This window comes from Streptomyces sp. YJ-C3, from assembly GCF_053891275.1.
On the sequence record NZ_CM132685.1, the window covers coordinates 1678298 to 1701259 of the forward strand.

The window sequence follows — 22962 nt, forward strand, 5'->3', positions numbered from 1 at the left end:
ATGGCGAGGGGTCCCCCGTGGCGGAGGTCCTCCCCATCTGTCATCGGAACCTGAGAGGTTCGCCCCGACCACACGTACTGGTGGTCATGGCTTGCACCTTGGGTGGGGCCGCCGTGCTGGACGGACGGCCCGCTTTTCAGATGTGCCTCGCCCGCGCGGTACGGGGCCTGAGAGATTCAAGGGAGGAACTTGCTCCTTCGGCGTCCGGGTACCCGTATGTCTCGAGTAGGTGTCCGGAACTCTCCCGCGCGGATTCAAGCGGCCGGTATGCGGTTGTGTGCGCTTGGCGCGCACATCATTGCATGCCCGCCGAACGGGGAAACCCCTTGTAGGGCATTACCTTCTCTTTACACTTGGCGGGCAGGAGTGGCGTGACCGGAACGGGGAGGACGATCACGGTGCATAAGGCAGTCGTGGGGGCGTACGCGACGACGGCATCAGCCGTCACGGTGGTGCCGGGGGTGCGGGTGCCGCGGCAGCGTTCGGTGCGGGATCTTCGCGGGCGCGGCGGCCGTACGCCGCGCCGGATCGGGTTCGCGGCGGGCGACCTCGTCGTGCTGTCGGGGCTGCCGGGCAGCGGCAAGTCGACCCTGATGCGGCGGGCCGTCACGGTCGTGCGCATCGACTCCCAGGACACCCGGGAGCGCTGGGCCGCCCGGCTGCCGCGCGGCGTGCCGTACGCGCTCTACCGCCCGCTGGTCCGCATCGCGCACTACGTGGGCCTGCGGCGGGCGATGCACTCCGGCGCGAGCGTCGTCGTGCACGACTGCGGCACCCAGGCCTGGGTGCGCCGCTGGGTGATCCGCACGGCCCGGCGGCGCGGCGTCGCCGTCCATCTGGTGCTGCTCGACGTCCCGCCGCGGGCGGCGCTCGACGGGCAGCGGGAGCGGGGCCGCGGGGTGTCGCGGTACGCGTTCGCGCGGCACCGCCGGGCGGTGGGCGCGCTGGTGACGTCGACGGAGCGGGGCGAGCTGCCGGAGGGCATCGAGTCGGCGGTGCTGCTGGACCGGGCGGCGACCGACGCGCTCGGCGGGATCACGTTCCGGGAGTAGCCCCGCCGGGCCCGGCCGGCGACGCGTATCGTCGGCGGCTATGGAACACCCGGCACACCACGAGGGCGCCCACGCCCACCCGGCCCAGGGCTGGCCTGCGAACGAGCTGGAGGAGGTCCTCGCCGCGGCGCTCGGCGTCGACGGGGCGGGCGGCCGCATCGTCGAGGTCCTGGGCCGCAGCCCGATCTGGATCCCGCTGCCCCAGGGCGGCAGCGCCGCGAGCCGCGACCTCGATCTGCCCACGCTGGAGATCGAGGGACAGGCCTACGTCCCCGTCTTCAGCTCCGAGCAGCAGTTCATGCAGGTCACCGGCGGACGGATGGACTGCACCGTGGCCCCGGCCGCCGAGTTCGCGCGGGGACTGCCGGCCCAGGTCGGGCTCGCCCTGAACCCGGACGGCGCCGTCGGTGTCCCGCTGCCCCCGGCCGCCGTCGCCGAGCTGGCCCGCAGCGGCCGCACCCCGCTCGACGGCCCGTCCTCCGGCGGCCGCGTCGTCCTCTCCGAGCCGGACTGGCAGCACGACCCGGTGGACTTCCTGACGGCAGTGCGCGAGGAGTTCGCGGCGGCCGGCACCGTGCTGAGCGCCCGCCGCTGCCTCGCCGTCGTCGAGGACGGGGCCCCGTCCCTGTTCATCGGCGTGGAACTGACCCAGTGGGAGGGCTCCGCGCGCGACATCCCGCTGGACGCGCTGGGCCGTGCGCTGGGCCGGACACCGGTCGGCTGGCCGGTGAACCTGGTCTTCCTCGACGTCACGCAGGACCCGGTCGCCGACTTCCTGCGCACCCGGGTACGCCCGTTCTACGTACAGGAACGGTGACCCCGTCCGTCAAGTCGGTGTCAGTAACGCCGCTTAAGCTGGTTTCATGACCTGACCGGGCGGCACTGTGCCCCCGGTCACGGCGAACACGGACGTTCACGAAGGGGCGGTTACGGGTGAGTGCGTCGGGCACGGCCGCGGCCGGACAGGTCGAGCACATGCTGCGCCAGGTGACTCCCGGGCGCTACGACGCGTACGAGGCGCTCCTCGCGGCCCTCGCCGACCCCGCGGCCGGACAGGTCTGGATGCTGCTCTGGCACGGCCAGGCCGGCTCGCCCGACGCCCAGTACGGGAACATGGACGTCGACGGATTCTCGTACGCCCCCTGCGTCACCTCCGCCCAGGAGCTGTCCGCGTCCGGCTGGTCGCGGGCCTACGAGGTGGTCGGCGGCGTCGACGCGGCCCGCACCCTCTACCCCGACCACTACGGCCTGTGGCTCAACCCGCACGCGCCCGGCGGCGGCGTCGGGGTGCCCTGGCTCGATCTGCGCCGCATCGCCGGCGGCCTCGACCGCCAGCCCGCCGGACCGCTGCGGCTGTCCGACCCGACCATCGAGATCCCGCAGTTCTACGCGGTCCTCGCGCAGAACGCGCACCGCACCACCGCGATCCGCTCGCTGCGCCGCGCCTGGGTGCAGCCCGCGCTCGGCGCCCCGTATCTCGCGATCGGCCTCGACGTCTACGACACGTCCCCGGCGTCCGTCGACTCCGTGCGGGCGATGATGCAGCAGTCCATCACGGCGGTGCCGGACGGACTGCCCGTCTCGACGGTCGCCATGTCCGACGAGTACGACCCGGTGGCGATGTGGCTGCGGGCCAATGCCCGGCCGTTCTACGACCGGGAGGCGCACGCGGCCCCCGCGGCGCCGGCCGGCGGGGGCTACGGCTACCCGCCGCCCTACGGCGCGTCCTACTGACCGGTCCCGCCCGCTGACCGGCCCGCTCGCCTCCTCCATCGGTTCCCGCCCGGTTCCCCGCTCAACTCCCCGCGTACGGCCGTGATTTCGAGTACGGGCGGGTTGGGGAGAGAAGCGCACATGTGGGCCCAATGTCCGACCTGGCGCCGCTTCCATCCCAACTGCCCACTGTCCGACCGTCGTTCACGGCCGTCCGGATAACGGAACACCCCTGACCGCATCACGTTTAGGCATCCTTTCAACGTGAGATCTGGCGGCTGATCGCACGCGCGTTGAAGACTCCCCGAATGCAGGGCCGTTCGGGCCCTTGTGCGAGTCGCCCGCGCCGGAGCCCGGTCCGCGGAGCAGCGGCATCCGCACCGCAGTCGAGTACGGGGCCGCCACAGCGGCAAGCGCGGGCCGGTCATCCCCGGCCGGGAAGGGGCAGTCACTCGTGACCGCACCGATCGAGACCACCGGAGCAGCGACCGAAGTGTCGCCGGAGGCGGTCCTTGCCGGGGCGGGGGCCGAGCGCATCGAAGGCCGGTCTCTCGGGCGGATCGCCTGGAACCGCTTCAAGAAGGACAAGATCGCTGTCGCCGGCGGCGTCATCGTCGTCCTGCTCATCCTCATCGCCGCCTTCGCACGCCCCCTCCAGCACCTCTTCGGCCTCGACCCGAACACCTTCCACCAGGACCTCATCGACCCGACGACCTCGCTCCCCAAGGGCGGGCTCGGCGGCATGAGCGCCGACCACCCGCTGGGCGTGGAACCGAAGTTCGGGCGCGACATCCTCGCCCGCATCCTCGAGGGCTCCTGGGTCTCGCTCGTCGTCGCCTTCGGCGCCACCGTCCTGTCGAACGTCATCGGGGCGATCCTCGGCGTCGTCGCCGGGTACTACGGCGGCCGCGTCGACTCGATCATCAGCCGCATGATGGACACGTTCCTCGCGTTCCCGCTGCTGCTGTTCGCGATCTCGATCTCCGCGACGCTGCAGGGCGGCGCGTTCGGCCTGAACGGTCTGCCGCTGCACATCTGCGTCCTGATCTTCGTGATCGGCTTCTTCAACTGGCCCTATCTGGGCCGGATCGTGCGCGGCCAGACCCTGGCGCTGCGCGAGCGGGAGTTCGTGGACGCCGCGCGGGGCATGGGTGCCCGCGGCCCGTACATCCTCTTCCGCGAACTGATGCCGAACCTGGTCGGCCCGATCATCGTCTACTCGACGCTGCTGATCCCGACCAACATCATCTTCGAGGCGTCCCTCAGCTTCCTCGGCGTGGGCATCCAGCCGCCGCAGGCCTCCTGGGGCGGCATGCTCAACCAGGCCGTCGACTACTTCCAGGTCGATCCGCAGTACATGATCGTTCCGGGCCTCGCCATCTTCGTCACCGTGCTGGCGTTCAACCTGCTCGGTGACGGTCTCCGCGACGCTCTCGACCCGCGCAGCCGCTGACCCCGGCCACTTCGAGAGCTCCACAAGTTTCCGACAATGGAGGGGAATTCGACCATCATGCGAAGGTCATCAATCGCCGCGGTCGCGGCCATCGGCAGCGTCAGCCTGCTGCTCGCCGGCTGCAGCAAGGCAGACGACGGCTCGGACGACAACGCGAAGTCGGCCGGTGCGAACGCCGCCACGAAGGACGTCGTCAACGCCTCCACGAAGAAGGGCGGCACGGTCACCTACGCGATGTCGGACGTCCCCGACTCGTTCGACCCGGGCAACACGTACTACGCCTACATGTACAACTTCAGCCGGCTGTACGCCCGCCCGCTGATGACGTTCAAGCCCGACGCGGGGGAGAAGGGCAACACGCTCGTCCCCGACCTCGCCTCGGCGCCCGGCAAGTCCTCGGACGGCGGCAAGACCTGGACGTACACGATCCGCAAGGGTCTGGAGTACCAGGACGGCACGCCGATCACGTCCAAGGACGTCAAGTACGCCGTCGAGCGCTCGAACTTCGCGCGTGACGTGCTCTCGCTCGGCCCCAACTACTTCCAGCAGTTCCTCAAGGACGGCGACAAGTACAAGGGCCCCTACAAGGACAAGAGCGACGAGGGCCTGAAGTCCATCGAGACGCCGGACGACAACACGATCGTCTTCCATCTCAACCAGGCTTTCCAGGAGTTCGACTACCTGGTCGCCACCCCGCAGACCGCGCCGGTGCCGAAGGCCAAGGACGACGGCATCGACTACGTCAAGCACATCGTCTCCTCGGGCTCGTACCAGTTCCAGAGCTACCAGGAGGGCAAGCAGGCCGTCCTGGTCCGCAACAAGAACTTCGACCCGAAGACGGACCCGCTGCGCAAGCAGTACCCGGACAAGATCGTCGTCAACCTGAAGGTCAACCAGCAGACGATCGACAAGGACCTGCAGTCCGGCGACACCCTGATCGACCTGCAGGGCAAGGGCGTCGACACGCAGACCCAGGCGCAGCTGGTCAACGACAAGTCGAAGATGGCGAACACGGACAACGCCTACGGCGGCCGTCTCGTCTACGCGGCGATCAACACCAAGCTGAAGCCCTTCACGAACGTCGAGTGCCGCAAGGCCGTCGAGTACGCGATCGACAAGGTCTCGGTGCAGACCGCGCAGGGCGGCCCGATCCGCGGTGACATCGCCACCACGGTGCTGCCCCCGGACATCACGGGCTACGCCAAGGAAGACGTCTACGCCACCAGCGGCAACAAGGGTGACGTGGCCAAGGCCAAGGACGCCCTGAAGGCCTGCGGCGAGAAGAAGATCAACACCACGATCACGGCGCGCAGCGACCGTGACGAAGAGGTCTCCGGCGCCCAGGCGCTCATCGAGTCGCTGAAGAAGGTCGGCATCAACGCCAGCCTGAAGCAGTACCCGTCGGGCAAGTACTTCACCGACTACGCCGGTGTCCCGAAGTTCAACCAGAAGAACAACGTCGGCATCATCATGATGCAGTGGGGCGCCGACTGGCCGTCCGGCTACGGCTTCCTGCAGCAGATCCTGAACAGCAAGGCGGTCGGCCAGTCCGGCAACACCGCCCTGTCGGAGCTCGACGACAAGAAGGTCGACTCGATGCTCGCCGAGGCCATCGGGACGCCCGACGAGGCCAAGCGCAACGAGCTGTACGCGCAGGTCGACAAGCAGGCCATGGAGGACGCGGCGCTCGTTCCGCTGACCTACTTCAAGGTCCTGCTGTACCGCTCGCCGTACGCCACCAACCTGGTGTCCACGGCCGCCTTCAGCGGGCAGTACGACTACCTCAACGTCGGCACCACGAAGAAGTAGCAGCCCCGGAAGGCAGGTGAAGGCATTGGTGCCCGCGGGCCGCACGGTCCGCGGGCACCAGCGCCGGTCCCCGTGATCTCGTACATCATCCGCCGGTTGATCGCGGCAGTGATCCTGCTGCTGGTCGTCACCGCGGTCACCTTTGGCATCTTTTTCCTGCTGCCGAGAATTGCCGGCCAGACCGCCGACCAGCTCGCGCAGCAGTACATCGGCAAGAGTCCCTCGGCCGCGGACATCGCGGCGGTCAAGCGCAACCTCGGCCTGGACGAGCCCGTCTACACGCAGTACTGGCACTTCATCAAGGGGATCTTCGCGGGCTCCACCTACGACCTCGGCCCCACCACGGTGCACTGCAACGCGCCGTGCTTCGGCTACTCCTTCAAGAACCACGTCGCGGTGTGGCCCGAGCTGACCGACCGGCTGCCCATCACCCTGTCGCTGGCCGCCGGTGCCGCCGTCATCTGGCTGCTGTCCGGTGTCACGGTCGGTGTGATCTCGGCACTCAAGCCCGGATCGTTCTTCGACCGCGCGTTCATGGGCGTCGCCCTCGCCGGTGTCTCGCTGCCCATCTTCTTCACGGGCCAGCTGGCGCTGCTCGTCTTCACCTACCAGATTCCGATCTTCGGGCGAACGTACGTACCGTTCACGGAGAATCCGGCGCAGTGGGCCAACACCCTCTTCCCGGCCTGGTGTTCACTCGCTCTGCTGTACTCCGCCATCTACGCCCGGCTGACCCGCTCGGGGATGCTGGAGACGATGAACGAGGACTTCATCCGCACCGCGCGCGCCAAGGGCCTGCGCGAGCGCACGGTGGTGGGCCGGCACGGCCTGCGCGCCGCGCTCACCCCGATCATCACCGTCTTCGGCATGGACGTCGGTCTGCTGCTCGGCGGCGCCGTGATCACCGAGAACGTCTTCTCGCTGCACGGCATCGGTGAGTACGCGGTCCAGGGCATCACCGACAACGACCTGCCCAAGGTCCTCGGTGTGACGCTGCTCGCCGCGTTCTTCGTCGTCTTCTGCAATCTCCTGGTGGACCTGCTCTACGCCGCCGCCGACCCGCGGGTGAGGCTCTCGTGACCGAACTGTCCAAGACCGGCGCGGCAGTCGGCGAACCCGTCGCCGCCACCGAACCGCCGAGCGCGTTCCTCGAAGTGCGTGACCTCAAGGTGCACTTCCCGACCGACGACGGCCTGGTCAAGTCCGTCGACGGGCTCAGCTTCTCCCTGCAGAAGGGGGAGACGCTCTCCATCGTGGGCGAGTCCGGGTCCGGCAAGTCCGTGACGTCGCTGGCCATCATGGGCCTGCACCGGCTCGGCGCGCGCGGCAAGAACGTGCGGATGTCCGGCGAGATCTGGCTCGACGGCAAGGAACTGATCGCCGCCGCCCCCGACGAGGTCCGCCGGCTGCGCGGCCGCGACATGGCGATGATCTTCCAGGACCCGCTGTCCGCGATGCACCCGTACTACACGATCGGCAACCAGATCGTGGAGGCGTACCGCATCCACAACGACGTCAGCAAGAAGGTCGCCAAGGCGCGGGCCGTCGAACTCCTCGACCGGGTCGGCATCCCCGAGCCCGCCAAGCGCGTCGACAGCTACCCGCACGAGTTCTCCGGCGGTATGCGCCAGCGCGCGATGATCGCGATGTCGCTCGCCAACAACCCGCAGCTGCTCATCGCCGACGAGCCCACCACGGCCCTCGACGTGACGGTGCAGGCGCAGATCCTCGACCTGATCCGGGATCTGCAGAAGGAGTTCGAGTCGGCGGTCGTGCTGATCACCCACGACCTGGGTGTGGTCGCCGAGATCGCCGACCAGGTGCTGGTGATGTACGGCGGGCGGTGCGTGGAGCGCGGCCCCGTCGAGCAGGTCTTCGAGGCGCCGCAGCACCCCTACACCTGGGGCCTGCTGGGCTCGATGCCGCGCATCGACCGGGAGCAGACCGAGCGTCTGGTGCCGGTCAAGGGACAGCCGCCGAGCCTCATCAACGTGCCGTCCGGCTGCGCCTTCCACCCGCGGTGCCCGTACGCCGACGTGCCCAAGGACAACGTCACCCGTACCGTGCGCCCCGAACTGGCGCTCGCCGAGGGCGGCCACTGGTCGGCCTGCCACCTGTCGCCCGAGGACCGCACGCGGATCTGGACCGAAGAGATTGCGCCGAAGCTGTGAGTGACACCGAGTCTGTAGAGACGAAGAAGACGGCCGGCGTCCCCGCACCGGCGAAGTCCGCCGAGAACTCCGGGAACGCCGAGGTGCTGCTCGACGTCCAGGGTCTGGTCAAGCACTTCCCGATCAAGAAGGGCCTGCTGCAGCGCCAGGTGGCGGCCGTGCGTGCCGTCGACGGCATCGACTTCCAGGTGCGCAGGGGCGAGACCCTCGGCGTCGTCGGCGAGTCGGGCTGCGGCAAGTCGACCATGGGCCGCGTGATCACCCGGCTGCAGGAACCGACCGGCGGAAAGATCGAGTTCGAGGGCACGGACATCACCCACCTGAAGACCGGTGGGATGCGGCCGATGCGCCGGGACATCCAGATGATCTTCCAGGACCCGTACGGCTCCCTGAACCCGCGGCACACCATCGGGTCGATCGTCTCCGCGCCGTTCCGGCTGCAGAACGAGACGCCCGAGGGCGGGGTGAAGAAGGAGGTCCAGCGCCTCCTGGAGCTGGTCGGCCTCAACCCCGAGCACTTCAACCGCTACCCGCACGAGTTCTCCGGCGGGCAGCGCCAGCGCATCGGCATCGCCCGCGCGCTGGCCCTGAAGCCCAAGCTCGTGGTGGCCGACGAGCCGGTCTCGGCCCTCGACGTGTCGATCCAGGCCCAGGTCGTGAACCTGCTCGACGACCTCCAGGACGAGCTCGGCCTGACGTACGTGATCATCGCCCACGACCTCTCGGTCATCCGGCACGTCTCGGACCGGATCGCGGTGATGTACCTCGGCAAGATCGTGGAACTCGCCGACCGCGACGACCTGTACGCGGCGCCGATGCACCCGTACACCAAGGCGCTGATGTCCGCGGTCCCCGTCCCGGACCCCAAGCGGCGTGGCACCAAGAGCGAGCGCATCCTGCTGCGCGGCGACGTCCCCTCGCCGATCAACCCGCCCGCCGGCTGCCGTTTCCACACGCGCTGCTGGAAGGCGACGGAGCTCTGCGCGACGAAGGAGCCCCCGCTCCTGCAGATCGGAACCCACCAGGTCGCCTGCCACCACCCGGAGAACGCCCCCGACCAGGCCCCCGAGGACACCAAGCTGCTCTCGGCGGCCAAGGAGGCGATCGAGATGGTGTCGGTCCAGGCCCCGCCAGACGCGGCGGACGCGGCGGACACGCCTGACACCTCTGAGACCTCTGGCACCTCCGACACGTCCGGCACGGCGGACGCGGTGAAGGACCAGCCGGAGTCCCCCGAGGAGAAGTAGCGCGACGGCGCGGGGCCCCGGCCCCGCGCCGTACCGGGCGGCGCGACACGGTCCGGGAAGTCCGCGCTGCAACAATCATCGGGTGCTCCAGGATCTGTTCACCCCCTCTGTCCAGCATTGGCTCGACCTCATCGGCATCTTCGTCTTCGCGATCTCCGGTGCGCTGATGGCCGTACGCAAGAACTGGGACGTCTTCGGCATCGCCGCCCTCGCCGAGGTCACCGCGCTGGGCGGAGGGCTGTTCCGCGATCTGGTCATCGGGGCGGTGCCCCCGGCCGCCTTCACCGATCTCGGCTACTTCCTGACCCCGCTGATCGCCGCGGCCCTGGTCTTCTTCCTGCACCCCGAGGTCGAGCGGACCCAGACCGCGGTGAACGTCTTCGACGCGGCCGGCCTCGGCCTGTTCTGCGTCACCGGCACGACCAAGGCCTACGACTACGGGCTCGGCCTCACCGCGTCCGCCGCGCTGGGCCTCGCCACCGCGGTCGGCGGCGGCGTGACCCGCGACATCATCGCCAACGAGGTGCCGTCCCTGGTCCGCTGGGACCGTGACCTCTACGCGGTCCCGGCCATGGTGGGCGCCGCGATCGTCGTCCTGTGCATCCGCTTCGACAGCCTGAACGGCATCACCAGCGGCATCGCGGTCCTCACCGCGTTCGTCCTGCGGCTGCTCGCGATGCGCTACCACTGGCGCGCCCCGCGCGCGTGGAACCGCCGGTCGGCCGCGGTGGAGGTCACGGAGGAGACCCCGTAGCCCCGGCGTACCCGTAACAAGGGCTTCACAGTCGAAAGCTACCGCTTAGTAATTTCTTGTTGTACGTTGCCGGTATGGCAGAAGCAGCATCTGTGCAGGCCCGAATCGGCGACAGCGAGTTCGACCGCGACACGACCGTCACCCGGCGGGAGCCCGGTGTCTACGACATCGACCTCTCCGCCGGGTGGACGATCATCAACGCGGTCAACGGCGGCTACCTCCTCGCCGTCCTCGGCCGCGCCCTCGCGGACGCCCTGCCGCACAGCGACCCGTTCACGATCTCGGCGCACTACCTGACGGCCTCCGCCCCGGGCCCCGCCGTGATCCGCACGGACGTGGTCCGCACCGGCCGCACCGTCTCCACCGGCCAGGCCTCCCTGTTCCAGTACGCCGAGGACGGCACCGAGGTCGAACGCATCCGGGTCCTCGCCTCGTACGGCGACCTGGACGCGCTCCCCGACGACGTCCGCACCAGCGCGCAGCTGCCGCCCATCCCGCCCATCGAGCAGTGCTTCGGCGCGGGCGACGCCCCCGAGGGCGCACCCCCGGTGCCCGGCAGCTCCGCGATCACCGAGCGCCTCGATCTCAAGCTCGACCCGGCCACCCTGGGCTGGGCGATCGGCGCCCCGTCCGGCAAGGGCGAGATGCGCGCCTGGTTCGCCCTGGCCGACGGCCGCGACGCCGATCCGCTCTCGCTGCTGCTCGCGGTCGACGCGCTGCCGCCGACGGCCTTCGAGATGGGCCTCAAGGGATGGGTGCCGACGGTCGAGCTGACCGTGCACGTGCGGTGCCGGCCCGCGCCGGGACCGCTGCGGGTCTCCATCACGACACGGAATCTGGCCGGGGGTTTCCTGGAGGAGGACGCGGAGGTCTGGGACTCGGCGGACCGTCTCGTGGCCCAGTCGCGACAGCTGGCCAGGGTGCGGCTGGGCTGACGTGCCCGGTCGGGTGCGGGTGATGTGCGGCCGGGTGCGGAGCCTCGACCGGCGCGCGGCCGGGGCGGACGGCGGGGCGCCCTGGGCCAGACTGGCCCGGTGAAGTCCGACCGCCTGCTCTCCGTCCTCCTGCTCCTGCAGACCCGCGGCCGCGTCCCCGCCCACGAACTCGCGGACCGCCTGGAGGTCTCGGTCCGCACGATCTACCGGGACATCGAGGCGCTGAGCGGCGCCGGCGTACCCGTCTACGCCGAGCGCGGACGCCACGGCGGCATCACCCTCCTGCCCGGATACCGCACCGACGTCACCGGACTGACCGCCGACGAGTCCCGCGCCCTGTTCATCCTCGCCGCGCAGGGCGCCCACGCCGCCCTCGGGCTCGACTCGGCGATCGGCTCGGCCCTGCGCAAGGTCATGGCCGCCCTGCCCGAACCGCACCGCCCCGCGGCCGAGTTGACCAGCCGGCGCATCCTGGTCGAGCCCTCGCGCTGGATGGGCCCGCCCCCGGCCGAGGTCGACGTCAGCGACCTGCGGGACGCGGTCTTCGCCGACCGGCGGCTGCGCATCCGCTACCGGCACAGCGGCACCGACGCGCCCCGCACGTACACCGTCGACCCGTACGGACTCGTCTCCAAGGCGGGCGTCTGGTACCTGATCGCCGACCGCCGATCCGTGCCGCGCCTGTTCCGCGCCGACCGGATGCACTCGGCGACGCTCACCGACGCCCCGGTCCGGCGCCGCGCGGGCGTCGAACTCGCCGACGTATGGGCCGTGTTGAAGCGCCAGGTCGAGGTGCGGCCGGGCGGCATCGACGTCACCGCCCGGGTCCGGCGCAGCCGCTTCGACCTGTTCCTGCGGATGTGCGGGAACTCCCTGACCGAGCAGCCCGAGGACGACGGCGTCAGCGAGTGGATCACGGTCCGCCTCGGCTACGGGGTCGTGGGGGCGGCCCGTACCCTGGCGCCCTTCGCCGACAACCTGGAGGTCATCGAACCGCCCGAGGTGCGCGCGGAGCTGGCGCGCTGCGCCGCCGCGATCACCGCCCTGTACGCAGGAACCGACCCAGCGCGGCCGTGAGTTCGGCCGGCGCGTCCTCCTGGACCAGATGCCCGGCGCCCTCGATGACGCGCAGCTCCGCGCCGGGGATCAGCTTCGCCAGCTCCTGCCCGCGCGCGAGCGGGATCCAGGTGTCCTCGGCGCCCCAGCAGACCAGTACCGGCAGGTCCAGCTCCCCGTAACGGCCCTGGATGTCGTCGGTGCCGTCCTGAGGGATGTTCTGCTCGATCTGCCGGTAGAACGCGTCCTTGCCGGCCCCGGTCAGCCAGGGGGCGACGAGCCGTGCGTGCGTGTCCGGGTGCAGCCCGGGGTGACTCGCCGAGCTGACGTAGCGGTGCACCAGCGCCTCGTGCAGATCGTCCGGCAACTGCCGGAAGACATCGGCTTGTTCGGCGATCAGGCGGTACGTGGCGGAGCCCCACGGCGCGATCGCCACCGGGTCGACCAGGGCGAGCCGGGAGTAGGCGGCACCGTGCAGCAGACGCGCGCGCAGCGCGACGCAGCCGCCGAAGTCGTGCGCCACGACGGCGGGTTCGGCCAGGCCCCAGTGGTCGAGCAGACCGGTCAGGGCGCGGGCCTGCGCGTCCAGGGTGACGTCCTGGCCCGGGCGCATCTCGGAGGCGCCGTAGCCCGGCAGGTCCCAGACGTACACGCGGTGCTCGGCGGCCAGTGCCCGCGCCGGTCCCCGCCACACGTACGACGAGAACGGCGTGCCGTGGACGAGCACGACGGGCGGGGCGTCCGCGGGGCCGAGCGCGGTCCAGCGGATCTCGCCGGACGGGCCGTGATGGCCGCGGTCGAGATTCCAGTCGTTCCGATCGGCTGCTGTCATGACCGTAAGGCTAGTCACTCCTTACGTGAGGGGGAAGGGGCGCTCCGTGCGAACGGGGCGGCCGGGTCAGTCCAGCCAGTGTCTGCGGCCCAGGCTCACCAGCCGCAACTGCCGTTCCGCCAGGCCCGCCACGCGTGCGAAGTCCTCGGGCGGCGCGGTGAGGAACATCGACGCCGTCATCACCATGTGGTCGACGTACAGGCCCGCGAGCATCAGCAGGTCCTCCTCGGTCCAGCCCGCCGACTCCGGGTCGTGACGCAAAGCCTCGCGCACCTCCTCGGCGAACTGCCCGAGCTGCGCCCCGATCGCCTCGCTGACCCGCAGCGCCCCGCCGTGCCGCTCACGCGCGATGAAACGCACATGGGCGGGGTGGGCGCGCACGTGCGCGGCGATCAACTCCACGGTGCGCGCGATGCGTTCGTCGCTGTCCCAGGTCGCCGTGAGCAACTCGGAGACGACCGCGTGCAGACGGCCGAGCGCCTCGTCGACCAGCGCGACGCCCAGGTCGGCCGTGCTCTCGAAGTGCCGGTAGAACGCGGTCGGTGCCACCCCTACGGCGCGCGTGACCTCCCGCAGGCCCAGGCTGCTCAGGCTCTGCTCCTCCAGCAGCTCCAACGCTGCGTCCAGGAGGGCCTGCCGGGTCTTCTGCTTCTGCGCCTGCCGGATGCCGAGTGTGTGACTCATGTCATCCAGTTAACAACTGTTCTCTGTGATGGGGAAGCCGCGTGCGGCGCTAGACTCATCAGTCAGTGAACAGTTGTAACCCAACTCTGCATCCGACTCCGAGAGGTCTCCCATGCTGTTCCTCGTAGCGGCCCTCCTGCTCCTGGGCTTCGCGCTCGGCACCGTGGCCCACGCCCCGCTGTCCTTCACTCTCGTCGCCGCCGCCGTCATCGGCGTCTGGCTGACCGTCTTCGCGGTCCGCGAGCGGCACGGCCGCCGCCACCAGAACTGACGACTCCGACCGTCGGCACGTCTCGCCGGCACCTCTTGTCAGTGGTGCGCGGCAGCAGTTCACGTCAGCAGTTCACGTCATCGGTGCACGTCATCGGTTCACGTCATCAGGGGGTACCACCATGCAACTCACCACCGAGCCCGTCACCCGGCCCCGGCCCGACGGCGAGCGTCCCGCCGAGCGCCCCACCGGCCGCCGGGACACCGACGGCATGGCCGTCGCCTCGTTCGTGCTGGGCCTGGTCGGCCTGCTCGTCCTGAACGTCTTCCTCGGCCCGATCGCCATCGTCCTCGCGGGCATCTCCCTGTGGCGCGGCACCGCACGCCGCGGCCGCGCCCTGCTCGGCCTCGGACTCGGCGTCGCCGACCTCGTCGTGCTCGGCGCGCTCGTCGCCGCCGACGGCACACTGTCCTGGAGCATCGCCGGCTGACACCCGGTGCGGCCCACCGTGTGGGAACGGGACCCCACGCGGCGGCCGAGGACCATCCGCGGGCTCGTAGAATCGTGCCCACCATGGCCTACCTCGACCACGCCGCGACCACTCCGATGCTTCCGGAGGCGGTCGAGGTGATGACCGCCCAGCTCGGCGTCACCGGCAACGCCTCGTCCCTGCACGCCGCGGGCCGCCGCGCCCGGCGCACCGTCGAGGAGTCCCGCGAGACCCTCGCCGCGTCCCTCGGCGCCCGCCCCAGCGAGGTCGTCCTGACCTCGGGCGGCACCGAAGCCGACAACCTCGCCGTCAAGGGCCTGTACTGGGCCCGCCGCGCCGCCGACCCGGCCCGCACCCGCGTCCTGGCCAGCCCCGTCGAGCACCACGCCGTCCTCGACGCCGTGCACTGGCTCGCCGAGCACGAGGGCGCCACCGTGGAGTACCTGCCGGTCGACCCGCACGGGCGCGTGCACGCCGACGCCCTGCGCGAAGCGATCGAGCGCAACCCGGACGACGTGGCCCTGGCCACCGTCATGTGGGCCAACAACGAGATCGGCACGATCCAGCCCGTCCGTGAACTCGCCGACGTGGCGAGCGAGTTCGACATCCCGCTGCACGCCGACGCGGTCCAGGCCTACGGGCAGCTCCCGGTCGACTTCGCCGCCTCGGGCCTCGCCGCCATGACCGTCTCCGGACACAAGGTCGGCGGCCCCTACGGCATCGGCGCGCTCCTCCTCGGCCGCGCCTACACCCCCGTCCCCGTCCTGCACGGCGGCGGCCAGGAGCGCCACGTCCGCTCCGGCACCCTCGACGTCCCGGCCGTCGCCGCCTTCGCCACCGCGGGCCGGATCGCGGCCGAACAGCGCGACTGGTTCGCCCGCGAGATCGGCGCCCTGCGCGACGAACTGGTCGCAGGGGTCCGCGCGGCCGTCCCCGAGGCGATCCTCGGCGGTGATCCGACCCCCGGCGGCCGGCTCCCCGCCAACGCCCACTTCACCTTCCCCGGCTGCGAAGGCGACTCCCTCCTGCTGCTCCTGGACGCCCAGGGCATCGAATGCTCGACGGGCTCGGCCTGCACCGCGGGCATCGCCCAGCCCAGCCACGTCCTGCTCGCCACCGGCACCGCCCCGGACCTGGCCCGCGGCACACTCCGCTTCTCCCTCGGCCACACGTCGACGAGGGCGGACGTGGAAGCGGTGGCGAAGGCGATCGGCCCGGCGGTGGAGCGGGCGCGGTCGGCGGGGCTGACGTAGCGCAGCTGACGTGGCGGGGGCCGACGCAGCCGGGCTGCCGTGGCTGGGGCTGACGTGGCGGGGGCCGACGCAGCCGGGCTGCCGTGGCTGGGGCTGAAGTGGCGGGGGCTGACGTGGCGGGGCGGGGCTCAGGCCGTGGCCTTGCCGGCCCGCTCGTACGCCGCCCGCACCAGTCGCATGTACCGGTCCCAGTCCCAGTGCGGCCCGGGATCGGTGTGGTCGGTGCCCGGCACCTCCACATGCCCGATGATGTGCTTCCGGTCCGCCGGGAACCCGTAGCGTCTGCATATCGCCGCGGTCAGCCGGGCCGAGGACGCGTACATGGCCTGAGTGAAATCCGCCGGACGGTCGACGAACCCCTCGTGCTCGATGCCGACACTGCGCTGGTTGTAGTCCCGGTTCCCCGCGTGGAACGCGACGTCCAGCTCCCGGATCATCTGCGCTATGTGTCCGTCCTTGCGCACCACATAGTGCGCGGCCGCGCCGTGCCACGGGTCCTTGAAGACCTTCAGCGTCCCCTGATAGCTGCCCTGCGTGACATGGATGACGACCCGGTCGACGGGGTAGTCGGCGGGCCGGTCCGCCCGCCGCCAGTTCGCCGCGGCCGCCGCCACCCACTCCGCGCCGCCGAAGTCCACCGCGCCGGCCTTGCGGGGCTTGTCGACCCCCGGCACCTGCCACCACATGTGCGCGAGATCGCTGCGCGCGAGCAGGCCCACGCCCACGGCCGACGCCGCACCGGCGATGATCAGGTTCCGCCGGCTGACCACTCGGTCCCGGTCCCGGCCGCCCGCCGTGGCTCCCTGCTTCCCCATACGACACCCCCCGTCGTCCCCGTACGAGATCCACAACGGATATCCGACGGATTCGGTTCCCGCGGCCCCGTACCCTGTTAGGGCTATGACTTCGCAGACCTCGATGCTCCCCGCCGACCGCCCCCTCCGCGTGCTCGCCGCCATGTCGGGCGGCGTCGACTCCGCCGTCGCGGCGGCCCGCGCCGCCGAAGCGGGCCACGACGTGACGGGCGTACACCTCGCCCTCTCGGCGAACCCGCAGTCCTTCCGCACCGGGGCCCGCGGCTGTTGCACCATCGAGGACTCCCGCGACGCGCGCCGCGCGGCCGACGTCATCGGCATCCCGTTCTACGTCTGGGACCTCGCCGACCGCTTCCGCGAGGACGTGGTCGAGGACTTCATCGCCGAGTACGAGGCCGGGCGCACCCCGAACCCGTGCCTGCGCTGCAACGAGAAGATCAAGTTCGCCGCGCTCCTCGACAAGGCGCTGGCCCTCGGCTTCGACGCGGTCTGCACGGGCCACTACGCCCAGGTCGTGGTGAACGAGGACGGCGACCGCGAACTCCACCGCGCCTCCGACATGGCCAAGGACCAGTCCTACGTCCTCGGCGTCCTGGACGACCGCCAGCTCGCCCACGCGATGTTCCCGCTGGGCGACACGGTCACGACCAAGGACGAGATCCGGGCGGAGGCGGAGCGCCGCGGACTGGCCGTCGCCAAGAAGCCCGACTCCCACGACATCTGCTTCATCGCCGACGGCGACACCCAGGGCTTCCTGGCCTCCCGGCTCGGCAAGGCGGAGGGCGACATCGTCGACGAGTCCGGCACCAAGCTGGGCACGCACGAAGGTGCCTTCGGCTACACCATCGGCCAGCGCAAGGGCCTGCGCATCGGCACCCCGGCGCCCGACGGCAAGCCCCGCTACGTCCTGGACATCTCCCCGGTGGACAACACGGTGACGGTCGGCCCCGCGGCCGCCCTCGACGTCACCGCCCTCACCGCGATCAAGCCCCGCTGGTGCGGCGCGGCGCCCTCCGGCCCCGGCACGTACACGGCGCAGCTGCGCGCGCACGGCGGGGAGACCCAGGTATCGGCAGAACTGATCGACGACACCCTGCAGGTGTCCTTCAGCGAGCCAGCCCGGGGGGTGGCCCCGGGCCAGGCGATCGTTCTTTATGACGGGACGCGGGTTGTGGGGTCGGCGACCATTGCGACGACCACTCGGGCTGCGGCGGTGGCGTAGGTCCGGCAGGGCGGCTGTTCCGTCGATGACGGCCCGGATCCGGATCCGGCGCCTACCTCATGAGGTGAGCGGCGAACAACATTCCGGGCAGCACCAGCATGGCGGCGCAGGAGAGCCGTGTTTCTTTTTGTCGCCATCCCTGAAACGCCAGATACACGCCGTAGAGCAGCACCGAGTTCACGCCGATCATCGGCAGTGCGAGCGTGCCGTCCAGTGCGTTCGTCACGGTTCCAAATGTCGTCAGCGCGGTGAATAAAAGCACGCTGACGGCGGTGAACCGCCGGTCACGGTTTTCTCGCGTCTCGTCGGCCAGTTTCTTTTCGAGGTTCATGCGATCTTCCTGCTGGAACTGATGGATGTGCTACACCAGTGCGTTGTCGTAACTCTTGCCCACTACGGGGAACTTCCGCATTTCTCCGACGAGAGCACACATCCCACCGGCGCCGGCGAAAGTCACATTGACCGCGGCCATGAGCCGGTCGTACTGCTCCGTGAGTTCCCGATACCGCTTGACCATGGCAGTCAAGCGCTCGGCCGCATAGGCCGCGCCGACGAAGGAGCCGGCGATGCCGACACCAGAGGCTGCCATCGCGGTGGAGGCGGCGGCTGAGATGGCGACCTGAATTCCCCAGTCGCAGAGTTCCGCAACGCCTCCTTTCACAGTTTCGGCGAACGAAAAGACGAGCGTGGCCACGTTGTGGTATCGGTCCCGAAGGTCATGGAAGGCCTCGCACGCCGATTCGAGTTTTCTCGCCGAGTTGTCGAAGTACTTCCATGCGGCGTCCGCGGCGTTTCCGTGCCACGTGATGCCGAGCACGGAATTTCCGTGGCGGATGTTCGCGGCCATGTCCGCGCACGCGTTCCCGAGACAGTCCCATGCGTCGGCACAATCGGCGTAGCTCTGCCAGTCGCCCGCGAGCCAGTTGGCGATGAGCCCGAGGACGTCCCAGCCGAAAGCCAACTTGAGGCCTTCGTTCGCCAAGGCGGACACACTGCCGAAGTCGAGCAGACTTCCCGCAACTTTGTTGGCGGGCGCGAACTGGAGTTCCGCCAGGTGCCCCTGGAGCCAGCCGTCCGCGCCGCCGGGCGGTTTGAGGCGGCTGACGGCGTCACGAACGTCCCGGAACGACGCACCGCCGCTCGGGCGGACCCTGAGGACGGCGGAGGGCTTCGCGGCCGGATAGGTCGCATCGATCTTGCGTGCCTGCTCCAGGTCGACCGAGTCGTACCAGACGGCGGTCTTCTTCAGCTCGCCCACCGAGGCGCCGAGGACCGTGTCGAAGCGGCTCAGGACGTCGCGGGCGTCACGCACCCGCTGTGTGTGATCACCAAGGGCCCAGTTCCAGAGGTCCCCGACGAACGAGGAGTCGATACCGGTGGTGCGATCGAGGTAGGCGCGGGCACTCCCACAGTCCCCACCAGTCCTGTGCACCAGCCCCGCATAGCCGACCAGGTCCTCCGACTTCACCGCCAGCGTCATGCTGGCCTCAGCCCCGTGCGTTCCGCCCTCATGAGGGCCCGTTCCGCCGTCAGTTGCCAGTCGCCGCTCCGCGCCAGCGCGTCTCGTTCCCTGTCCGGCATCACATTCCAGCTCTGGCGGAACTCCTGCCCCCCTTCGATGAGCGCCTCCGCGTAGGCGGAGATCCGGGTGGCCTCACGCAGCCCCACCCGCCCTGCCAGCACCTCCTGAGCCATCTCTTTCAGAACGGGCCCGGCGTCGCCCTGTCGGAACACCTCCATGGCCTTACGTAAGAGGCGTTGCTGGACCGGATCGTCGGTCAGGTCCATGTGCGCGGCTCCGTCGAGCCGTTGCGTTTTCTCGGTGGTCACCAGAACTCCTCGGTGCGTTATCGCAGGAAGCGGCACATTAGCGATGCCGAACGCTGCGAAACGCACACCGGGAGAGCAGGATCGCCGCAGGTCGCGGCGGGGTCCCAAGGGGCCCTTGACCGGGCCGGGGTGCGCGGCTCATCCGATCGGGCGAGGCGTCAACTCCCGGCAGGGGGAGGTGAATCGGCGGGGCGGATCAACCCCGCCCCTGAAGATAGTGATGGAGCACCCCGGCCAGATCGGTGCACCACGTCGGTACCTGTGACCGGCGCCGAGCCCGCACCCGGCATACGTAGAGGTGCCCCTCCAGCGTCACCGCGGTCACGGACAGCCCCGCGTCCAACGGCTGGAACTGCACCGTGCGCACGGCCTCCCAGGGCAGCTCGACGCTGTGCGGGCCCTGCTCGAAGTGGACGCCCTCGGAGTCGATCACCAGCCCGTTGTACTCGTCCGCGGCCACGAACTCGGGCCCGGCCGGGGGAGCGGGCGGCGTCGGGTCGAACGTCGGTGGCGGCGGCCCGAACCCGCCCGCCGCTCCACCCTGTTGCCCGTACTCGTACCCGTGCGTCACGCCACCCGCCCCGCTCCTACCTAGCGACCCGTACGCCCCTCATCCCACCACCTCGACCTCGTAGAAGCACAAGTGGTCCTTGATCGCACTCACTTCGGACTTCGGCTCCGGATACGACCAGACCAGGTCGGCGGCGTCCGGAAGCGACCAGTAGGAGGCCGTTCCCTTGAAGGGGCAGTACGTAGTGGTGTCCGACGGCGCGAGGAGCTCCGTGCGGACGTCCTCCGGCGGGAGGTAGTAGCGCACGGGACACCCCGTCTCCCGCAGCAGGAGCGGCCGCGCGCTCTCGGCCAGCACCTGCCCGTCCCGCACCACACGCACCCGCTGCGAACCCTGCTCGATCGTGATCGTGTGTCCTTGAGTCATACCTGGTTCAGCGCCTCTCGCCGCGGGGTTCTTCCCGGCCTGACCATTCCCTTCCCTCGACCATGGCCGTTCCTTCGACCATTCCTTCGCCGACCCTTCGCGGACCGGTACTCCCGACGGATGACTCCGTCGGCCGGGTCGTACCGTGGACCCCATGAACATCTGTGTCTTCCTCTCCGCCGCCGACCTCGACGACCGCTACACCCGCCCCGCCCGCGAGTTCGCCGAGCTGCTCGGCAAGGCCGGGCACACGCTCGTGTGGGGCGGGTCGGAGAGCGGGCTGATGAAGGTCGTCGCGGACGGCGTGCAGGAGGCCGGTGGGCGGCTCGTGGGGGTCTCCGTGGACTTCCTCGCCGCGAAGGCGCGGCAGAACGCCGACGAGATGGTCATCGCCAAGGACCTCGCCGAGCGCAAGGCGCTGCTCCTGGAGAAGGCCGACGCCGTCGTGATCATGGTGGGCGGCACCGGGACGCTCGACGAGGCCACCGAGATCCTCGAGCTCAAGAAGCACGGCAAGACCGACAAGCCGATCGTGCTGCTCAACTCGGCCGGCTTCTACGACGGCCTCAAGCAGCAGTTCCGGCGCATGGAGGACGAGGGCTTCCTGCCGATCCCCCTCACCGACCTGGTGTTCTTCGCCGAGGAGCCGGTCGGTGCCCTCGCCTACCTGGAGGAGTCGCAGGGCATCGAGTAGTGCGAGCATGGCGGGCATGGCTACACATGTGATCACCGGCGCCGGTTCCGGCATCGGCGCCGCCGTCGCCCGCCGTCTCCACGCGCGCGGGGACGAACTCTTCCTCCACGCGCGCGATGCGGGCCGCGCCAAGGAGCTCGCCGCCGAGTTCCCCGGCGCCCGGACTCTCGTCGGCGACCTCTCCGACCCCGACAAGCTGTCCTGGGCGTTCTCGCACCAGACCCTGCCGGACCGCATCGACTCGCTGCTGCACATCGCCGGCGTCGTCGACCTCGGCCCGGTCGGCGAGCTCACCCCCAAGGCGTGGCGCCACCAGCTCAACGTCAACCTCGTCGCGCCGGCCGAGCTGACCCGCCACTTCCTGCCGCAACTCCGCGTCGCCCAGGGCCACGTGATCTTCGTGAACTCCGGCGCGGGGCTCAACGCCCACGCCGACTGGTCCGCCTACGCCGCCTCCAAGCACGGCCTCAAGGCCCTCGCGGACTCCCTGCGCCAGGAGGAGCACGGCAACGGGGTGCGCGTCACGTCCGTCTACCCCGGGCGGACCGCCAGCGCCATGCAGGCCAAGGTGCACCAGCAGGAGGGCAAGGAGTACGACCCGTCGCGCTGGATCGACCCCGAGTCCATCGCCACGACGATCGTCATGGCCCTCGACCTGCCCCGCGACGCGGAGGTCAACGACCTGACGGTGCGCCCGGGCCGCTGACCGGCCCCGCATCGTTCCCGGACCGGGACACCGCCCGCCGGAGGCGTTACGTACCCTTCCTGAGTGAGTGAAAAGAGCGACTTCAGGTGGGGGCCGGCCACAGGCGTCGGCTCGATGCCCGGCGGTGACGCCCGGGAGGCGGCCAAGACCGTCACCGGGTCCTTCGAGGACTTGCCCTTCCTCGCCGAGCTGCCCGCACGCGGTCCCGGCGCCGACATGATCGGCCGGACCGCCGGGCTGCTGGTGGACCTGTACGCGCGCGTGGAGCCCAGCGGCTGGCGCATCGGCGACCGCCCGGGCCGCGACACCAAGCGCGCCAGGTCGTGGCTCGGCGAGGACCTCGACGCGCTCGAGGAGTTCACGCAGGGGTACGAAGGCCCGCTCAAGGTGCAGGCCGTCGGGCCGTGGACCCTCGCCGCCGCACTGGAGCTGCGGAACGGCGAGGCCGCGCTCTCCGACCCCGGCGCCTGCCGTGACCTCGCCGGATCGCTCGCCGAAGGCCTGCGCGCCCACCTCGCCGACGTCCGGCGCCGCATCCCCGGCGCCCGGATCGTCCTCCAGCTCGACGAGCCCTCCCTCATCGCCGTCCTGCGCGGACAGATCAAGACCGCCAGCGAGTACCGCACGCACCGCGCCGTCGACCGCCAGCTCGTCGAGAGCGCGCTGCGGGACGTCCTCGGGGTCCATGAGGACGGGCCCGTCGTCGTGCACTCCTGCGCCCCCGACGTGCCGTTCGCCCTGCTGCGCCGGGCCGGAGCCGACGCGATCTCGTTCGACTTCTCCCTGCTCACCGAGCGTGACGACGAGACGATCGGCGAGGCCGTCGAGGCAGGTACCAAGCTCTTCGCCGGTGTCGTGCCCGGCGTGGACGGCCCATTGTCGGACCCTGCCGGTAGCGTCATGGGTGTCAGGACGCTGTGGCGCAGGCTGGGGCTGAATCCGGGGTCGCTCGCGGAGTCGGTCGTGGTCACCCCGTCGTGCGGTCTCGCGGGTGCCTCACCCGCGTACGCCCGCGCGGCACTCGCCCACTGCGCCCGGGCGGCGAGATCACTCGCGGACAACCCTGAGTGACCGGGGACCGAAGGCAACGGGAGGACG

The 22962-nt window shown here is 70.4% G+C and carries 26 protein-coding genes and 2 riboswitches; of the genes, 18 read left to right on the plus strand and 8 right to left on the minus strand.

What is annotated here, in order from left to right; all coding sequences use genetic code 11:
- Positions 1-27: 27 nt before the first annotated feature.
- A riboswitch (glycine riboswitch) is annotated at positions 28-146 on the minus strand.
- Positions 147-257: riboswitch (glycine riboswitch) on the minus strand.
- Positions 258-398: 141 nt separating this feature from the next.
- The 11 genes from ACVHNB_RS07480 to ACVHNB_RS07530 all read left to right on the plus strand — a co-directional run bounded on the left by ACVHNB_RS07480 (position 399) and on the right by ACVHNB_RS07530 (position 12211).
- Complete coding sequence (locus tag ACVHNB_RS07480; RefSeq protein WP_456227658.1) at positions 399-1052, plus strand: AAA family ATPase; 654 nt, start codon at positions 399-401, stop codon at positions 1050-1052.
- A gap of 40 nt (positions 1053-1092) precedes the next feature.
- Entirely contained in the window at positions 1093-1869 is a 777-nt protein-coding gene (locus ACVHNB_RS07485) for an enhanced serine sensitivity protein SseB (RefSeq protein WP_428952187.1), read from the plus strand.
- A 116-nt stretch (positions 1870-1985) separates the two neighbouring features.
- Positions 1986-2786, plus strand: coding sequence for an enhanced serine sensitivity protein SseB C-terminal domain-containing protein (locus ACVHNB_RS07490; RefSeq protein ID WP_428952186.1), 801 nt, complete (start codon positions 1986-1988; stop codon positions 2784-2786).
- Positions 2787-3219: 433 nt separating this feature from the next.
- Entirely contained in the window at positions 3220-4218 is a 999-nt protein-coding gene (locus tag ACVHNB_RS07495) for an ABC transporter permease (RefSeq protein ID WP_428952185.1), read from the plus strand.
- Between the two features lie 57 nt (positions 4219-4275).
- Positions 4276-6027, plus strand: coding sequence for an ABC transporter substrate-binding protein (locus ACVHNB_RS07500; RefSeq protein ID WP_456227659.1), 1752 nt, complete (start codon positions 4276-4278; stop codon positions 6025-6027).
- A 72-nt stretch (positions 6028-6099) separates the two neighbouring features.
- The gene (locus ACVHNB_RS07505) at positions 6100-7107 is read left to right on the plus strand and encodes an ABC transporter permease (protein ID WP_428952183.1); all 1008 of its coding nucleotides are present in this window, start codon (positions 6100-6102) and stop codon (positions 7105-7107) included.
- The gene (locus ACVHNB_RS07510) at positions 7104-8198 is read left to right on the plus strand and encodes an ABC transporter ATP-binding protein (RefSeq protein WP_428952182.1); all 1095 of its coding nucleotides are present in this window, start codon (positions 7104-7106) and stop codon (positions 8196-8198) included. Before ACVHNB_RS07505 ends, ACVHNB_RS07510 begins: the two co-directional genes overlap by 4 nt.
- The gene (locus ACVHNB_RS07515) at positions 8195-9445 is read left to right on the plus strand and encodes an ABC transporter ATP-binding protein (protein WP_428952181.1); all 1251 of its coding nucleotides are present in this window, start codon (positions 8195-8197) and stop codon (positions 9443-9445) included. Before ACVHNB_RS07510 ends, ACVHNB_RS07515 begins: the two co-directional genes overlap by 4 nt.
- An 82-nt stretch (positions 9446-9527) precedes the next feature.
- Entirely contained in the window at positions 9528-10199 is a 672-nt protein-coding gene (locus ACVHNB_RS07520; protein ID WP_428952180.1) for a trimeric intracellular cation channel family protein, read from the plus strand.
- A 74-nt stretch (positions 10200-10273) separates the two neighbouring features.
- Positions 10274-11134: a thioesterase family protein gene (locus ACVHNB_RS07525; protein WP_428952179.1), complete on the plus strand. Its 861-nt coding sequence runs from the start codon at positions 10274-10276 to the stop codon at positions 11132-11134.
- 99 nt (positions 11135-11233) lie between these two features.
- Positions 11234-12211 carry a helix-turn-helix transcriptional regulator gene (locus ACVHNB_RS07530; protein ID WP_428952178.1) on the plus strand — a complete coding sequence of 326 codons (978 nt, stop codon included), beginning with the start codon at positions 11234-11236 and terminating at the stop codon, positions 12209-12211.
- Here ACVHNB_RS07530 and ACVHNB_RS07535 read toward each other — a convergent pair.
- Both ACVHNB_RS07535 and ACVHNB_RS07540 read right to left on the minus strand, forming a co-directional pair.
- Positions 12171-13022 carry an alpha/beta fold hydrolase gene (locus tag ACVHNB_RS07535; RefSeq protein WP_428952177.1) on the minus strand — a complete coding sequence of 284 codons (852 nt, stop codon included), beginning with the start codon at positions 13020-13022 and terminating at the stop codon, positions 12171-12173. The genes ACVHNB_RS07530 and ACVHNB_RS07535 overlap by 41 nt on opposite strands.
- A 66-nt stretch (positions 13023-13088) precedes the next feature.
- Entirely contained in the window at positions 13089-13706 is a 618-nt protein-coding gene (locus ACVHNB_RS07540) for a TetR family transcriptional regulator (RefSeq protein WP_456227660.1), read from the minus strand.
- Positions 13707-13818: 112 nt separating this feature from the next.
- Between ACVHNB_RS07540 and ACVHNB_RS07545 the strand changes: the two genes are divergently transcribed.
- From ACVHNB_RS07545 to ACVHNB_RS07555, 3 genes are all read left to right on the plus strand, one after another.
- Positions 13819-13977 carry a hypothetical protein gene (locus tag ACVHNB_RS07545; protein ID WP_428952175.1) on the plus strand — a complete coding sequence of 53 codons (159 nt, stop codon included), beginning with the start codon at positions 13819-13821 and terminating at the stop codon, positions 13975-13977.
- 121 nt (positions 13978-14098) lie between these two features.
- Positions 14099-14407 (plus strand): hypothetical protein, encoded by a 309-nt coding sequence (locus ACVHNB_RS07550; protein ID WP_428952174.1) that lies wholly within the window; start codon positions 14099-14101, stop codon positions 14405-14407.
- 83 nt (positions 14408-14490) lie between these two features.
- A complete protein-coding gene (locus ACVHNB_RS07555; RefSeq protein WP_456227661.1) occupies positions 14491-15660 on the plus strand; it encodes a cysteine desulfurase family protein in 1170 nt (389 codons plus the stop codon).
- A 128-nt stretch (positions 15661-15788) separates the two neighbouring features.
- On the opposite strand, the gene ACVHNB_RS07560 is transcribed toward ACVHNB_RS07555, so the two are convergent.
- Positions 15789-16475, minus strand: a complete 687-nt coding sequence (locus tag ACVHNB_RS07560) for an N-acetylmuramoyl-L-alanine amidase (RefSeq protein WP_456227662.1) — start codon at positions 16473-16475, stop codon at positions 15789-15791.
- An 85-nt stretch (positions 16476-16560) separates the two neighbouring features.
- Between ACVHNB_RS07560 and mnmA the strand changes: the two genes are divergently transcribed.
- Positions 16561-17697, plus strand: a complete 1137-nt coding sequence (gene mnmA / locus ACVHNB_RS07565; RefSeq protein WP_456227663.1) for a tRNA 2-thiouridine(34) synthase MnmA — start codon at positions 16561-16563, stop codon at positions 17695-17697.
- A 52-nt stretch (positions 17698-17749) separates the two neighbouring features.
- Here the strand turns inward: mnmA and ACVHNB_RS07570 are convergent, their stop codons facing one another.
- From ACVHNB_RS07570 to ACVHNB_RS07590, 5 genes are all read right to left on the minus strand, one after another.
- Positions 17750-18028, minus strand: coding sequence for a hypothetical protein (locus tag ACVHNB_RS07570; RefSeq protein WP_456227664.1), 279 nt, complete (start codon positions 18026-18028; stop codon positions 17750-17752).
- Positions 18029-18058: 30 nt separating this feature from the next.
- On the minus strand, positions 18059-19177 hold the full coding sequence (locus ACVHNB_RS07575) for a hypothetical protein (RefSeq protein ID WP_456227665.1): 1119 nt from the start codon (positions 19175-19177) through the stop codon (positions 18059-18061).
- Complete coding sequence (locus tag ACVHNB_RS07580) at positions 19174-19527, minus strand: hypothetical protein (protein WP_428952168.1); 354 nt, start codon at positions 19525-19527, stop codon at positions 19174-19176. Before ACVHNB_RS07580 ends, ACVHNB_RS07575 begins: the two co-directional genes overlap by 4 nt.
- A gap of 196 nt (positions 19528-19723) precedes the next feature.
- A complete protein-coding gene (locus tag ACVHNB_RS07585) occupies positions 19724-20098 on the minus strand; it encodes a hypothetical protein (RefSeq protein ID WP_428952167.1) in 375 nt (124 codons plus the stop codon).
- Positions 20099-20137: 39 nt separating this feature from the next.
- The gene (locus ACVHNB_RS07590) at positions 20138-20464 is read right to left on the minus strand and encodes a DUF427 domain-containing protein (RefSeq protein WP_456227666.1); all 327 of its coding nucleotides are present in this window, start codon (positions 20462-20464) and stop codon (positions 20138-20140) included.
- 154 nt (positions 20465-20618) lie between these two features.
- On the opposite strand from ACVHNB_RS07590, the gene ACVHNB_RS07595 reads away from it, so the two are divergent.
- From ACVHNB_RS07595 to ACVHNB_RS07605, 3 genes are all read left to right on the plus strand, one after another.
- Complete coding sequence (locus ACVHNB_RS07595; protein ID WP_428952165.1) at positions 20619-21158, plus strand: LOG family protein; 540 nt, start codon at positions 20619-20621, stop codon at positions 21156-21158.
- A 7-nt stretch (positions 21159-21165) separates the two neighbouring features.
- Positions 21166-21864: an SDR family oxidoreductase gene (locus ACVHNB_RS07600; protein WP_456227667.1), complete on the plus strand. Its 699-nt coding sequence runs from the start codon at positions 21166-21168 to the stop codon at positions 21862-21864.
- A 63-nt stretch (positions 21865-21927) separates the two neighbouring features.
- The gene (locus ACVHNB_RS07605; protein WP_456227668.1) at positions 21928-22935 is read left to right on the plus strand and encodes a methionine synthase; all 1008 of its coding nucleotides are present in this window, start codon (positions 21928-21930) and stop codon (positions 22933-22935) included.
- The last annotated feature ends 27 nt before the right edge of the window (positions 22936-22962 follow it).